This is a genomic window from Bordetella sp. BOR01 (assembly GCF_019218885.1).
Taxonomy (GTDB): Bacteria; Pseudomonadota; Gammaproteobacteria; order Burkholderiales; family Burkholderiaceae_B; genus Bordetella_A.
The window spans coordinates 1,399,849-1,412,571 of record NZ_JAHUWT010000001.1; the positions used below are offsets into that span (position 1 = coordinate 1,399,849).

Genomic DNA, 12,723 nt, shown 5'->3' on the forward strand with positions numbered 1-12,723 from the left:
GGTGTTCAGGCGGCGAAATGCCGCACCAGTTTGTCCAGCGCACCGCTCCAGCCTTCTTCGTGGCCGCGCCGCGTGGCTTCGTCTTGCAGGCCGGCGTGAGTGAAGGTGAGCTCGGTGCCCGTGTCGATGGCGCGCAGCGCGATATCGACGCGCGATTCGCCGCCGCCGTCTTCATCGCCCGACCAGCGCCAACTCATTTCCAGGTGATGGGGAGGGTCGACACGCAAGTATTCGCCGCTGCTTTCGTGTTCGCTGCCATCGAGCATGCGAAAGCACACCCGGAAGCGGCCCCCGACCCGGACATCGGTTTCGGCGACCAGTACGGGGCCGCCGTCCGGGCCCCACCAGCGCGCGATGCCGTCGGGCGTGGTCAGGGCGTCGAATACAGTGGTCGGTTGTGCGTTGATGCGTCGTACCAAAGTCAGGCTGGTCATGGCTGGGGTCTCCGTTGGGCTTCCTGGCTTTCTGCATAGGCCGCCAGACGATCGAGGCTGTGAGTCCAGAAGTGTTCGTAGCGGCGCAGCCAGTCCATCGCGGCTTGCATGGGCGCGGGCGACAGGCGGACCGTGACGGTGCGCCCGGCCTTGCTGCGCACGATGAGGCCGGCGTCATCGAGTACGTCCAGGTGCTTCATGACCGCCGGCAGCTTGATGGCAAAGGGTTGCGCCAACTGGCTGACCGTGGCGCTGCCTTCGTGCTCGAGACGCGCCAGGATGGCCCGGCGGGTGGGGTCGCCCAGCGCCGCAAACGTCTGGTCCAGGGATTCGAAATAGTTCACCATATGGTGAAGTATCTGCCCGGGCCGCGCGCTTGTCAACCTGCGCGGGCGCCATGCCTGGTGCGCGGTACCATTGCTTCCTGGCTCGGCCGGCACCACGCCGGCAGGCGGTACAGGGGGCGGGGAAATCGTCGTGCGCATGGCCGATAAGCAGGACAAGACCGGGCGGGGCGGGCGCTGGAAGCGCAGGGCATATTGGGCGCTGGGCATGCTGATGCTGGCGCTGGCGATCGTGGGCGCGGTATTGCCGGTCATGCCCACGACCATTTTCGTGATCCTGGCGGCGGCATGCTTCGGCCGTGCATCGCCGCGCTGGGAGGCCTACCTGCTGCAGCATCCCCGTTTCGGTCCGTCGCTGGTGGCCTGGCGCGAACAAGGCGCTATTTCGGTGCGCGGCAAATCGTTCGCGGTCGCGGGCATCTCGCTGGGCCTCGTGGTGTTCTGGTACACCACGCAGCCAGTGCTGTGGCTGGGCTTGCTGGTCAGCGGCTTCATGGCGGGCTGCGCGATCTGGGTGGTCAGCCGTCCCGCGCCACGGGTGGATTGAGCATGGCCTGTTCTTTGCGGCGCGTGGCGCCCGCTGGATGCCGCCCCGGATCAAGCCGCGCCGTCCACATAGCGCAGCCCGATCAAGCCCGCGGCCGTCAGCGCCAGGAACAGCAGCCGCTGCCAATGCGCGCTTTCGCCGAAGGCGACGATGCCGATGACGACCAGGCCCACGGCGCCCAGGCCGGTCCAGATGGCATAGGCCGTGCCCACCGGCAGCGTTTGCAGGGCCTTGGCCAGCAGATAGATGCTGCCCAGGCCGGCCACGATGGCAAGCGCGCTGGGCAGGGGGCGGGTCCAGCCCTGGTTCAGTTTCAGGCCCAGGCCCATCACGATTTCCAGCCCGGCGGCGGCCAATAGATAGGTCCAGGCCATGTCAGGCCTCTGCCGGGTCCAGGCGCGCTGCCGCCAGCGCCTGTTGCACGGCGGGCCGGGACTCGATCTGCTCCAGCCAGCGCCGCAGCCGCGGGTAGGGCGACAGGTCCAGTTGCAGTTCGGCATGGGTGCGCAGCCACGGGAAGGCGGCGATATCGGCAATGGAGTAGTCGTTCAGCGCCAGGTAGGCCGATTCGGCCAGGCGCTGGTCGGCCACCCCGCACAGCCGCAGCGCTTCTTTGGTGTAGCGCTGGATGGCTTCGCGGTTCTGGTGCGGCGATGCATGCAGGAACCACCACAGCTGGCCCAGCATGGGGCCTATGCCGCCGATCTGGAAGTGCAGCCATTGCTGGACTTGCCATTGCTCGGTGGGCATGGCCGGATGCAGGTGCCCATGGCGCGCCGACAGATAGCTGAGGATAGCGCCGGACTCGAAGACCGTGAAGCCATGGGCGTGATCGACGATGGCGGGGATCTTGCCGTTGGGGTTGATGGCCAGGTAATCGGGGCGGTGCTGGTCGCCGCGGTTCAGGTCCAGGACGACTTGCCGGTGCGGCAGGTTCGCCTCGTGCAGGTAGATGCCGACCTTTTGGCCGTTGGGGGTATTGGCGGTGTAGAAAGTAAGGGGATGTTCGGCGGGCATGTCGGTTCCTTGTGAATCGCAATTTAAATTGCAATTGCAATCGTTGCAATTGCAACTCTAGCGCCGGCGTGAGAATTGCGCAAGAGGCAAACCGATGGCGTTGGGGCGGTGCCTGATCCCCGAAGGGGATCGCCGCACCTGCGGGCAGCTTGGCTACGCTGCCTGGCCGGACTGCCGGGCGGCTTGCGCGGCCTTGTCCAGGGCGGTGGCGAAACGGATTTTTTCGCCCGCGTCGAAGCGCGCCAGGAACAGGTCGGCCACGGCGGCCTGGTAGACCTTCCACATTTTCTTGCGCAGCGTCCGGCCTTCGCGAGTGATGGTGGCGTAGGCGGCGCGGCCGTCCTGCGGAGAACGGGCGCGGGTGACCAGGCCATCTTGTTCCAGCCGGTCGATCAGGCGGGTCAGGTTGTAGCGCTCGACGGCCAGCACATCGGCGAGTTCGTGCATGCGCCGCGTGCCCGCCGGCCCGCTTTCCAGGCCCCATAGCGCGTCGTACCACGCATACGCCGGCAGCCCGGCTTCGGCCAGGCGCCGTTCGACTTCGCGGATCACCAGGCGGTGAGCGCGGACGAACGAAAACCATAGATCGGGCGTTTCAGGGGACATGGCGGATTTTCCTTGTGGATACGCTTCTGTGCCGCAAGAGGGTAGCAAACATATGGGCTGGCGGGGCGCGCGCCGTGGGCTCCGCTATGCTGTGGGGACGCACCAACTACGGAGAATCGCTGTGTTCCGTCCTGTCTCTTTGGGGCCGCTGCTGGCGGTCATTGCCATCGGGGGGTGCGGCACGCCCCACCATGCCGCTGCGCCGGATGGCCCGGCCGTGCCGCGAGCCGCCGCGGTACACACCGACAAGCTGTACGGATTCCGCATGCAGATACCGGCGGGCGTGACGCCACGCCCGGATTTTTCCGGCGGCTACCTGGCCGCGGCGCAATGGAAGGCCTATGCGGGTCCGGACAGCCGGGGCGTGCCGCGCCTGGCCCTGGCCCTGCCGGGGTCGAACCAGGTCACCTCGGCCGAACTGCGCATCGGCGTCAGCGACGATGCCCAGGAAGCGCGGCGCTGCGCGCAGCCGCCAGAGGGCATGGCGGGCCAGGTCGACAAGGTGTCCATCAACGGTATCGACTACGCACGGTTTCGCGCCCAGGATGCGGCAATGAGCCATTACCTGGTGGTCGATGCCTACCGCACCGTGCATGCCGGCCGCTGCTATGCGCTGGACTTGATGGTGTATGGCGTGAACCCGCAGGTATACAGCCCGCCGGCTACCCCGCCGTTTTCGCAAGACCAGGCGCTGCAGCAACTGCGCGCCTGGCTGGACGGCTTTGCGTTCGTGCCGTAGCGCCGGCCGGCGCGATGCGCCTAGGTCTTGGCCGCGGGGATTTCCAGGCCGCGCTTGACGGCCGGGCGCTCGAGGAAGGCATCCAGCGTCCGCAGCACGCTGGGGAAGTCGGCAATGCCGACCAGGTCGCCGGCTTCATAGAAGCCGACAAGGTTGCGCACCCACGGAAAGGTGGCGATATCGACGATGCTGTAGTTATCGCCCATGATCCAGGGGCGGTCCACCAGCCGTCCTTCCAGCACGTTCAGCAGGCGTTTCGATTCGGCCACGTAGCGGTCGCGCGGCCGCTTGTCTTCGTAGTCTTTGCCGGCGAAGCGATGGAAGAAGCCCAACTGGCCGAACATGGGGCCGATGCCGCCCATCTGGAACATCAGCCATTGCAGTGTCTGGTAGCGGCCGACGGCGTCCTGCGCGATGAACAGGCCGCTTTTGTCGGCCAGGTACATCAGGATGGCGCCAGACTCGAACAAGGCCATGGGTTCGCCATTGGGGCCGTGCGGGTCGAGAATGGCCGGAATCTTGTTATTGGGATTCAACGACAGGAATTCCGTCGACATCTGGTCTTGCGTATCGAATGAAACGCGGTGCGCTTCGTAAGGCAGGCCCGTTTCTTCAAGCATGATCGATACCTTGACCCCATTGGGTGTAGGCAGCGAATAAAGCTGAATGCGTTCCGGGTCGCGTGCCCGCCATTTGCGCGTAATGGGAAAGTCGTCAAGCTCGGCCATTGCGGTCCTTTTTCATGGGACTGAGACCTGCCTATCGTAGCTGATGGCGGGATCGCATGCCGGCCGCGCGCGCAGGGGCGCATGGCCGGCATGCGTGCAATGCAGCCTAGCGGCTGCCGCCGGTGGTGGGATATTGCGAACCCGGGGTATTGCTGTTGTTGTCGGGCATGCTGGCAGGGGGCGGGGGTGGCGTGGTGCTTTGCGTCTGCGAGCGGTCGTAGGTGGAGTCGCCGTCGTGGCCACGGTGGCCGCCGCAACCGGCCAGGACGAGGCTGGCGGCAACAACGGGCAAGGCAAGCATGCTGAGCTTCATAACAATCTCCTGTAAGTAGGAGCTGATCACTCAGCACATGGCGTGCCTGCACGCCTGTGGCCCCGGGGGGCGCAGGCCTGCCGCAGGGTAGTTATTGCCTGGGTTGTAATTTCTGTGCCTGGCCCAGCGTGGGTTCGCGCCAGCCGCCGGCAGGCACGGGTGGCACGCGGTTTGCGCCGCGCCGGATTCCGCGGCAACCTGCCCAACCCCTGGGGACCCGCCATGACCCGTGATCCGGCTGACACCGACCCCGGCCAGCATCCGCAGCGGCTGCAGGATTGCCGCCGCTGCGGCCTGTGGCGCGATGCCACGCAGGCGGTGGCGGGCGAGGGCAGGCGCTCGGCTCACATCATGCTGGTGGGAGAACAGCCTGGCGACAAGGAAGACCTGGCCGGCCAACCCTTCGTGGGCCCGGCGGGTGCCCTGCTGGACCGGGCCTTGCGCCAGGCCGGGGTGCAACGCACGTCGGTGTACATCACGAACGCCGTCAAGCATTTCAAATGGCAGGCCCGCGGCAAGCGGCGCATGCACAAGACGCCGGCGCAGCGCGAGATCGAGGCCTGCCATTATTGGCTGGAAGACGAACTGCGTGCGATACGGCCGCGGGTGGTGGTGGCCTTGGGCGCCACGGCCCTGCATTCGGTGATGCAGGCGAAGTCCGTCGCCTTGACGCCGGTACTGGGCCAGGTGCTGGAGCATGACGGCCTGGCGGTGATCCCCACCTACCACCCGTCGTTTGCCTTGCGTGCCCCCGATGCCCAGGCGCGACAGCGCGCGTTTGATGCCATCGTGGATGCGCTGGCCAAGGCCGGCCGGATGTAGCGCGACCCGTAACGGCGGCAGCTTCGGCAGGGGCAAAAAAATTCATGATATACAATTAATTGATATGTCATTTATTTTTAGACGAGTTTCATGACCGATTCTTTACGCGCCCAATTTGCTTCGTCCGTGGCGCAGGCGGCGCGCAGTATGCGCCGCGCGGTCGACCGGCGCCTGCAACCGTATGGCTTGACCGAGGCCACCTGGCTGCCTCTCTTGCACCTGTCTCGATCGGCCGGACCCATGCGGCAGAAAGACCTGGCTGCCTCGCTGGGCCTGGACAGTTCTTCGGTGGTGCGCCTGATCGATGCCCTGCAGGCCGCCGGCCTGGTGCAGCGCAAGGAAGAAGACCAGGATCGGCGCGCCAAGTCCATTGTGCTGACCGCGCGCGGGCAGGCGACCGTGGCCCAGGTCGAGCGGGTGGCCAAGGAAGTGCGCGACAACGCCATGAGCGATATCCCCGATGCCGAGCTGCAGCGCGCGGGGCGCTTGCTGGCGCGCTTGCGCGCGGCGCTGGAAGCCGATATCGCGGGGGGGGCGCCATGACGGCCGGCACGCATACCCTGTCGGACAGCTTCATGGGCGAGCGCAGCCCGCCGCCACATGTGCCGCTGTGGCTGCTGGCGCTGTTCACGTTCAGCGGCACGCTGGCCATGCATATCTTCGTGCCGGCGCTGGCCATGGCGGGCCGCGACCTGGGTGCCGGCAACGGCGCCATGCAGATGACGGTCAGCCTGTACATCATCGGGCTGGCGGTGGGGCAGCTGATCTACGGCCCGCTGTCCGATCGCTATGGACGCCGCCGCGTGCTGATGGTGGGGCTGGCCATTTATACGGTGGCCGGCCTGGCCGCCGCGCTGGCGCCGCAAGTCTATGCGCTGATCGCCGCGCGGCTGTTCCAGGCGCTGGGCGGCTGCGCCGGACTGGTGCTGGGGCGTGCCATGGTGCGCGATACTGCGGCGCCGTCCGAGGCGGCCAAGCGGCTGGCGCTGATGAATCTGATGGTGACAGTGGCGCCCGGCATCGCCCCGATCGTGGGCGGTGCGCTGGCCACGTCGCTGGGCTGGCGGGCCGTGTTGCTCGTGTTGTGCGTGCTGGGGGTGGTGAATTTCGTATTGGCCTGGCGCCTGTTGCCCGAGACCGGAGCGGCCATGGTGCGCGTGACCACCACGACGCTGGCGCACCGCTACCGCCAGTTGCTGGCCTCGCGCGAGTTCCTGGGTTATGCGGTGGGCGGTGGTTGCGCCACGACCTCGATGTTTGCTTTTGTGGCGTCGGCGCCGTTCATTTTCGTGGACCAGCTGCATCGTCCGGCCGACGAGGTGGGGCTGTACCTGGCGGTGCTGGTATCGGGTGTGTGGCTGGGTAGCATGCTGACCACTCGCCTGATCGGCAAGTTGCCGATGGAGCGTCTGCTGGTGGCCGGCAATGCGCTCAGCGCGGTCGCGGCGGTTGCGTTCCTGGTGCTGGTATTGTCGGGCCACGTCGCGGTGGCGCCGATCATCGTGATGATGTTCTTCTATACATTCGGCGCCGGCATCGCCGGGCCCACCGCGCTGACCTTGGCGATAGGCGTGAACCCCCGGGCAATTGGCTCGGCCTCGGGCCTGTACGGCGCCGTGCAGATGGGGGTGGGCGCTTTGTGCACGGCACTGGCGGGGTTGGGCCCGTCGCCGGCCTTGTCGACCGCACTGGTGCTGGCCGGGGCCGGCGTGCTGGGCCAGTTGTCTTTCTGGGTGGCATCGCGCGGGCGCGGCGCGGCGGCGTAGTGTTCGCCGGCCGCGCGCCGCGCGGCTGTATCAGCTTGCGTCGTCTGCCAGCACGATGCGGTAGATGGCCGTGGTGCCGCTGACTTCATAGCCCACGATCAGCAGCGGCTCGCCGGTGGGCGAGTCGGCGGCAGATACGAAGGCCAGGCCCTCGGGGCCCAGGTCGCCAGCCGCGCCGGGATCGGCCGCCGAGTCGACGTTGAAGTCGCGCGAATTCACGTACGTGGCAAAGCGGGGCTGGGCTGGGTCGCTGATGTCGTACACCATGATGCCGCCGATGCGTTCCAGGCCGACGAAGGCGTAGGTCTTGTCGCCGATATTGCCCAGTACGATGCCTTCGGGTTCGGGGCCCTTGTTGTCGCTGCGGTCATCGAACAGGGTTTCGTCATGCCCCGAGTTGAACCAGTCGGGATAGCGCTCGGCCGTGATGCGCTCGAATTGGTCGCCCGAATCCCACACCAGCTTGCCGTCGGCGTCGCGGATCGAGAACGACCGTGCGCCATAGGCATACAGCGTGTCGTAGACCAGCCGGCCGTCGGCGCTGAGTTGCGGCGAGCCGTCGGGGTTCTGCTTGTAGCCCATGGTCCACGTTACGGTCAGGCGGCCCAGCAGGTCGTCGTCGCGGCAGTCGCCCGGATCGGTGGCGGTTGCGCCGCAATAGCCGAACACGGCGGGATCGAGCAGGCCGCCAACGGCCAGTTTGCGCAGTTGCGGCGGCAGGTCGTCGCCGGCGCGGCGGTCGAAGCCGTCTTTGTGCACCAGATGCTTGACGCGGAATTCATCGACGAAGCCCGGCGCCAGATCGGCGTCCTGGTCCAGCCAGGTGCCGGCCGGATCGCGGCCCCAGTTCCAATAGGCCGGGTTGTCTTCGCCCCAGGGTCGGCCATCGCCTTCGTTGGCGGTGACCAGGTAGGTGGCGCCGCCGGCCTTATAGGCGGCGATGGCGTCCGGCATGTACAGGCCTTTGACGCCGGGCCAGGTGCGAATGTCGATGGCGCCGTCGGTGTCACTGACATCCAGGCCGTTGCCTTCCACGCCGTGGTCTTTGGCGCCCAGCGGCAGGATGTCGGTGACGCGCGCGTTGGCCACGTCCAGCCTGGCCAGCGCATTGTTTTCCTGCAGCGTGACCCAGGCCGTGGCGCCGTCGGCGTCCACGGCAATGTATTCGGGTTCGATGTCCTGCGCGGCGCTGGCGCGCGGGCCGACCAGGCGCACGCCCTGGCTGCGCAGCATGGCTTCCTGGCCGTTCCAGGCGGTGAAGCCGGCCGTGCGCGCGGTGGGTGCCGCCGGATTGGAAATATCGATCACGCTGACCGAGCCTTCAGGGTCGATGGTGTAGTCGTCGGAAGGCTCGCCTTCATTGGCGACCAGCACGGTCTTGGCGTCGGGCGTGAACGTCAGCATGTCGGGCTGGGCCCCCACGGGCACCGACCCCAGCAATGCCAGGCTGGCCGCGTCATACAGCGCCATGTACCCCGTATCGGTCTTGACGGCTGCCTGGATGGCGACGGCGACCTTGCCGTCGCGCACGGCCACGCTGTTGATCTCGGCGCCGGGCGACACGGCTTCGGCATCGAGCGTGCCCATATGGGTGGGGCTGGCGGGGGTGCTCAAGTCCAGCACGTCGATCTTGCCGGACTGGGCATTGACCACGAAAGCACGGCGGGTGGCCGCGTCGTAAGCCGGAATCTCGGCGGCGCTGACGCCATAGCTGCCGCTTTCGTAGCGGCCGAGCAAATCGAGCGAAGCGATGTGCCGCGGCGCTTCGGCGACGGGCGGTGGCGGTTCCGCATCATCATCATCGTCGCTACTGCTGCTGCCGCAAGCGGCCAGGATCAGGGGCAGCAAGGCAGAGGCCGCGGCCAGTTTCCAGTTTTTCATGTTGTGAGCGCTCTGTTCAGGTTTTTGCAAGAGCGGACAGACTAGGGGCCCTTTGTTGCGGTTTCCTTACTGTGCATCGTGTTTTGCGCGGCAGGGGCCGGTCAGGCGCGCCCGCGCATGACCAGGTAGATGCCGGTCACGGCCAGCAGCATGCCGGGCCAGGCCAGGGGCGGAATGGTCTCGCCCAGCACCAGGAATGCGATGACGGCCGTGGTGGGCGGCACCAGGAAGAACAGCGCCGACACGCGCGAGGCCTTGCCATGGCGGATCATGGCCAGCAGCAGCGTGATGGCGATCAGCGAATTGCACAGCACCAGGTAGGCCAGCGAACCGAACAGCGCGGGAGTCCAGTCGATGCGCATGGGCTCGAGCCACAACGCCAACGGCGCCGACACCGCCAGGCCCACGGAATACTGCACCAGGTTGGCGGTCAGGGGGTGCGTGTCGCTGCCATAGCGCTTTTCCCACAGGGTGCCGGCCACGATGGACAGCAGCGCCAGCACGGCAAACAGCAGGCCGGCCGCCGATGCGGCGCCGATCGACGATTTCGCCAGGATCACCAGCGCGGCGCCGGCCACGCCCAGCAGCAGCCCGGTCCAATGGCGCAGCCCGACTCGCTCGCCCGCCAGCAACGGCGCCAGCAGGCCGACCAGGATGGGTTGCTGGGATGTGATCAGGGCCACCGCGCCCGCCGACAGGCCGAACTTCAGGCTGAGATAGGTGAAGGCAAAATAGCCGGCCTGCAGGAACAGGCCCACCAGGGCCAGGTGCATCCAGATGCGTGGCGTGGCGGGCAATGCCGGCCGCAACCACGCGAAGGCGATGCCCACTAGCGTCACCACGCAGGCGTAGCGCAGGGCCAGGAACGTCAGCGGATCGGCATAGGCCAGGCCCAGCTTCAGGAACACGAAGCCGGACGACCACAGCAGCAGGAACAGGGCCGGCGCGTACTTCAGCCAGGCAGGCGCGGATGTGCGGCGGTTGGACAGCGCCTGGGGTGTCATGCGTCGGCTGCACCTGATTCGAGCGCCGCAGCCGGCGGCGGCAATTGCGGCGGCTGGTCGAAGTAGCGCGCGGGCGTAGTGCCGTAGGCGCGCCGGAACATGGCAATGAATGCGCTGACGTTGTCGTAGCCAAGGTCCAGCGCCACGGTGGTGACGGCCTTGCCTGCCGCGAGCATTTCCAGCGCGCGCATCAGACGCAGGCGCTGCCGCCAGTCGCCGAACGATAGCCCGGTTTCGTGGGCGTAGCGCCGGATGAGCGTGCGCGGCGCGATGGCTGCCCAGCATGCCCACTCGTCCAGGCGGCGCGGGTCGGCCGGGTCATCGGCCAGGGCCTGCGCAATGCGCAGCAGGCGCGGATCGCGCGGCATCGGCAGCCCCGGCGAGCTGCGCGGCAAGCTCTGGATTTCGTCCAGGATCACGCCAGCCAGGCGGTCTTGCGCGGGGCCGGCGCGGCCATCGCCGGCCGCGGCGCGCATGACGGCAGCCCGCAGCAATTCGGAGCTTTGCAGGACGCACGCGGTATCGGGCAGGCCCGCGCAGGCCTGCGGCGCAAGATAGACGCTCCAGCCGGCAAAGGGGCCATGCGAACGCAGGCCATGCGGCACGTCCGGCGGCAACCAGATAGCCTGCGCGGCCGGCACGATCCACAGACCATCCCCGGTATCCACCGACAGCAGCCCGCGCAGCGAACCCAGCAACTGCCCGCGGGCATGGCGATGCATGGCGGTGGCACGCGGCTGCGGGCCGGCCGCGGCTGCCGCGATCAGGGGCGGGCCGTCCGGGGATTGCGCGCGATGGGGAGGCAGCAGCGGTTCGGGCATGGCGCAAATGGCGTATGGATTGGCTGTTATACCGCAGCGCGGCCGGTCGGCCGTATTTACAGTACTGCTACCCCCTACACAGACGAGGACACATCATCATGCAAGCAGAAGACATGTTGCCGGACCGCCAGGACTGGGCGGACCTGAACGGCGTGGCAGTGCGCAAGGGCACCGTGGCCGCCTTCCTGGCCAATGCGCGCCTGTGGCTGGACCCGCTGGCCGACGGTGCCGCCCGGGCGGCTGCGCAGCGCGACATCATGGCGGCCGTTCCGGCGCTGCGTGCGCTGGGCCTGTTCCAGGTGCTGGCCGTGCGCGATCCGGATTTGCGCAAGCTGGTGGAGCAGGCCGCCAGCGGCTAGCCTGGGCGAGCGCTCTTTTTAGTTATGATATAACATAACAAAATGAGCTGCGACGTCAGTTCGCCCACCTTCCTCCTGTTCATCCGCCATGGCCAGAAAACTTCCCGTCACTGTCTTGTCCGGCTTTCTCGGGGCCGGCAAGACCACACTGTTGAATCACATCCTGAATAACCGCGAGGGCCGCCGCGTGGCGGTCATCGTCAATGACATGAGCGAGGTGAATATCGATGCGGAACTGGTGCGCCAGGGCGGGGCCGAGCTGTCGCGCACCGATGAGAAGCTGGTCGAGATGAGCAACGGCTGCATCTGCTGTACCTTGCGCGAAGACCTGCTGCTGGAAGTGGGCCGGCTGGCCCAGGAAGGCCGCTTCGACCAGTTGGTGATCGAGTCCACCGGCATATCCGAACCGCTGCCGGTGGCCGAGACTTTCACGTTCGCCGACGACTCGGGCCGCAGCCTGTCGGATGCGGCGTGCCTGGACACCATGGTGACAGTGGTGGACGCCTACAACTTCCTGCGCGACTACAGTTCATACGACAGCCTGCAGGCGCGCGGCGAGTCGCTGGGCGAAGAGGACAAGCGCACCGTGGTCGACCTGTTGATCGAGCAGGTCGAGTTCTGCGATGTGATCGTGGTGAACAAGACCGACCTGGTGGATGCCGACGGGCGTGCGCGCTTGATGGCCATCTTGCGGCACCTGAACCCCCGTGCGCGCATCGTCGCTGCCGAGTTCGGCAGCGTGCCGCTGGACCAGGTGCTGGACACGGGCTTGTTCGATTTCGAACAGGCGTCGCAAGCGCCCGGCTGGCTGAAAGAATTGCGGGGCGAGCACACGCCCGAAACCCTGGAATACGGTATCGGCAGTTTCGTCTACCGCGCCCGCCGGCCGTTTCATCCCCTGCGTTTTCATCGCCTGATCGAATCCGACTGGCCCGGCGTCGTGCGTTCCAAGGGCTACTTCTGGCTGGCCAGCCGGCCAGCCCTGGCCGGCTCGTGGTCGCAAGCCGGCGGCATATGCCGCCACGGCCTGGCAGGCCGCTGGTGGGCGGCCGTACCCCTGGAACAATGGCCCGACGACCCCGAGGCCATCACCCGCATCCGCGCCCGCTGGCAGGAGGGCACCGGCGACGCGCGGCAGGAACTGGTGCTGATCGGCATGGACATGGACAAGCCCGCCCTGCGTGCCAGGCTGGACCACTGCTTGCTGGACGACGCCGAAATGGCCCAGGGCCCGCACGCATGGATGGCATACCCAGACCCGTTCCCGCAGTGGGAATTCGCCGATGAACATGACCAAGAGCCCGGGCGCCGTATCTGACACCAGACACAGCGCCCCGCAAAT

17 protein-coding genes are annotated in these 12,723 nt (G+C 67.1%); 7 read left to right on the forward strand and 10 right to left on the reverse strand.

The window, feature by feature from the left end; genetic code table 11:
- Window positions 1-5 precede the first annotated feature (5 nt).
- Together KW845_RS06730 and KW845_RS06735 are read right to left on the reverse strand one after the other, a co-directional pair.
- Window positions 6-434: an SRPBCC domain-containing protein gene (locus tag KW845_RS06730; protein ID WP_218368360.1), complete on the reverse strand. Its 429-nt coding sequence runs from the start codon at window positions 432-434 to the stop codon at window positions 6-8.
- Window positions 431-781: a helix-turn-helix transcriptional regulator gene (locus KW845_RS06735; RefSeq protein WP_218368361.1), complete on the reverse strand. Its 351-nt coding sequence runs from the start codon at window positions 779-781 to the stop codon at window positions 431-433. Before KW845_RS06735 ends, KW845_RS06730 begins: the two co-directional genes overlap by 4 nt.
- A 136-nt stretch (window positions 782-917) precedes the next feature.
- Here KW845_RS06735 and KW845_RS06740 point away from each other — a divergent pair, with 136 nt between their 5' ends.
- Window positions 918-1,325 (forward strand): YbaN family protein, encoded by a 408-nt coding sequence (locus tag KW845_RS06740; protein ID WP_218368362.1) that lies wholly within the window; start codon window positions 918-920, stop codon window positions 1,323-1,325.
- 50 nt (window positions 1,326-1,375) lie between these two features.
- On the opposite strand, the gene KW845_RS06745 is transcribed toward KW845_RS06740, so the two are convergent.
- From KW845_RS06745 to KW845_RS06755, 3 genes are all read right to left on the reverse strand, one after another.
- Window positions 1,376-1,699: a multidrug efflux SMR transporter gene (locus tag KW845_RS06745; protein WP_218368363.1), complete on the reverse strand. Its 324-nt coding sequence runs from the start codon at window positions 1,697-1,699 to the stop codon at window positions 1,376-1,378.
- 1 nt (window position 1,700) lies between these two features.
- A complete protein-coding gene (locus KW845_RS06750) occupies window positions 1,701-2,342 on the reverse strand; it encodes a glutathione S-transferase family protein (protein ID WP_218368364.1) in 642 nt (213 codons plus the stop codon).
- A 153-nt stretch (window positions 2,343-2,495) separates the two neighbouring features.
- Window positions 2,496-2,948: a MarR family winged helix-turn-helix transcriptional regulator gene (locus tag KW845_RS06755; protein ID WP_218368365.1), complete on the reverse strand. Its 453-nt coding sequence runs from the start codon at window positions 2,946-2,948 to the stop codon at window positions 2,496-2,498.
- A gap of 121 nt (window positions 2,949-3,069) precedes the next feature.
- On the opposite strand from KW845_RS06755, the gene KW845_RS06760 reads away from it, so the two are divergent.
- Complete coding sequence (locus KW845_RS06760) at window positions 3,070-3,687, forward strand: hypothetical protein (RefSeq protein WP_218368366.1); 618 nt, start codon at window positions 3,070-3,072, stop codon at window positions 3,685-3,687.
- Between the two features lie 20 nt (window positions 3,688-3,707).
- Here KW845_RS06760 and KW845_RS06765 read toward each other — a convergent pair whose 3' ends face one another.
- Together KW845_RS06765 and KW845_RS06770 are read right to left on the reverse strand one after the other, a co-directional pair.
- Complete coding sequence (locus KW845_RS06765) at window positions 3,708-4,415, reverse strand: glutathione S-transferase N-terminal domain-containing protein (protein ID WP_218368367.1); 708 nt, start codon at window positions 4,413-4,415, stop codon at window positions 3,708-3,710.
- 106 nt (window positions 4,416-4,521) lie between these two features.
- Window positions 4,522-4,728: a hypothetical protein gene (locus KW845_RS06770; RefSeq protein WP_218368368.1), complete on the reverse strand. Its 207-nt coding sequence runs from the start codon at window positions 4,726-4,728 to the stop codon at window positions 4,522-4,524.
- A gap of 222 nt (window positions 4,729-4,950) precedes the next feature.
- Here KW845_RS06770 and KW845_RS06775 point away from each other — a divergent pair, with 222 nt between their 5' ends.
- The 3 genes from KW845_RS06775 to KW845_RS06785 all read left to right on the forward strand — a co-directional run bounded on the left by KW845_RS06775 (window position 4,951) and on the right by KW845_RS06785 (window position 7,316).
- Window positions 4,951-5,550: a UdgX family uracil-DNA binding protein gene (locus KW845_RS06775; protein WP_218368369.1), complete on the forward strand. Its 600-nt coding sequence runs from the start codon at window positions 4,951-4,953 to the stop codon at window positions 5,548-5,550.
- Between the two features lie 90 nt (window positions 5,551-5,640).
- The gene (locus tag KW845_RS06780; RefSeq protein WP_218368370.1) at window positions 5,641-6,093 is read left to right on the forward strand and encodes a MarR family winged helix-turn-helix transcriptional regulator; all 453 of its coding nucleotides are present in this window, start codon (window positions 5,641-5,643) and stop codon (window positions 6,091-6,093) included.
- Window positions 6,090-7,316 (forward strand): multidrug effflux MFS transporter, encoded by a 1,227-nt coding sequence (locus KW845_RS06785; protein WP_218368371.1) that lies wholly within the window; start codon window positions 6,090-6,092, stop codon window positions 7,314-7,316. Before KW845_RS06780 ends, KW845_RS06785 begins: the two co-directional genes overlap by 4 nt.
- A 30-nt stretch (window positions 7,317-7,346) precedes the next feature.
- Here KW845_RS06785 and KW845_RS06790 read toward each other — a convergent pair whose 3' ends face one another.
- The 3 genes from KW845_RS06790 to KW845_RS06800 all read right to left on the reverse strand — a co-directional run bounded on the left by KW845_RS06790 (window position 7,347) and on the right by KW845_RS06800 (window position 11,022).
- The gene (locus tag KW845_RS06790) at window positions 7,347-9,197 is read right to left on the reverse strand and encodes a choice-of-anchor I family protein (protein WP_218368372.1); all 1,851 of its coding nucleotides are present in this window, start codon (window positions 9,195-9,197) and stop codon (window positions 7,347-7,349) included.
- A 101-nt stretch (window positions 9,198-9,298) separates the two neighbouring features.
- A complete protein-coding gene (locus tag KW845_RS06795; RefSeq protein WP_218368373.1) occupies window positions 9,299-10,201 on the reverse strand; it encodes a DMT family transporter in 903 nt (300 codons plus the stop codon).
- Window positions 10,198-11,022, reverse strand: a complete 825-nt coding sequence (locus KW845_RS06800; protein WP_218368374.1) for a helix-turn-helix domain-containing protein — start codon at window positions 11,020-11,022, stop codon at window positions 10,198-10,200. The genes KW845_RS06795 and KW845_RS06800 overlap by 4 nt, the downstream gene beginning before the upstream one ends.
- 98 nt (window positions 11,023-11,120) lie before the next feature.
- On the opposite strand from KW845_RS06800, the gene KW845_RS06805 reads away from it, so the two are divergent.
- Together KW845_RS06805 and zigA are read left to right on the forward strand one after the other, a co-directional pair.
- A complete protein-coding gene (locus KW845_RS06805) occupies window positions 11,121-11,381 on the forward strand; it encodes a hypothetical protein (protein ID WP_218368375.1) in 261 nt (86 codons plus the stop codon).
- Window positions 11,382-11,469: 88 nt separating this feature from the next.
- Complete coding sequence (gene zigA / locus KW845_RS06810) at window positions 11,470-12,699, forward strand: zinc metallochaperone GTPase ZigA (RefSeq protein WP_218368376.1); 1,230 nt, start codon at window positions 11,470-11,472, stop codon at window positions 12,697-12,699.
- The last annotated feature ends 24 nt before the right edge of the window (window positions 12,700-12,723 follow it).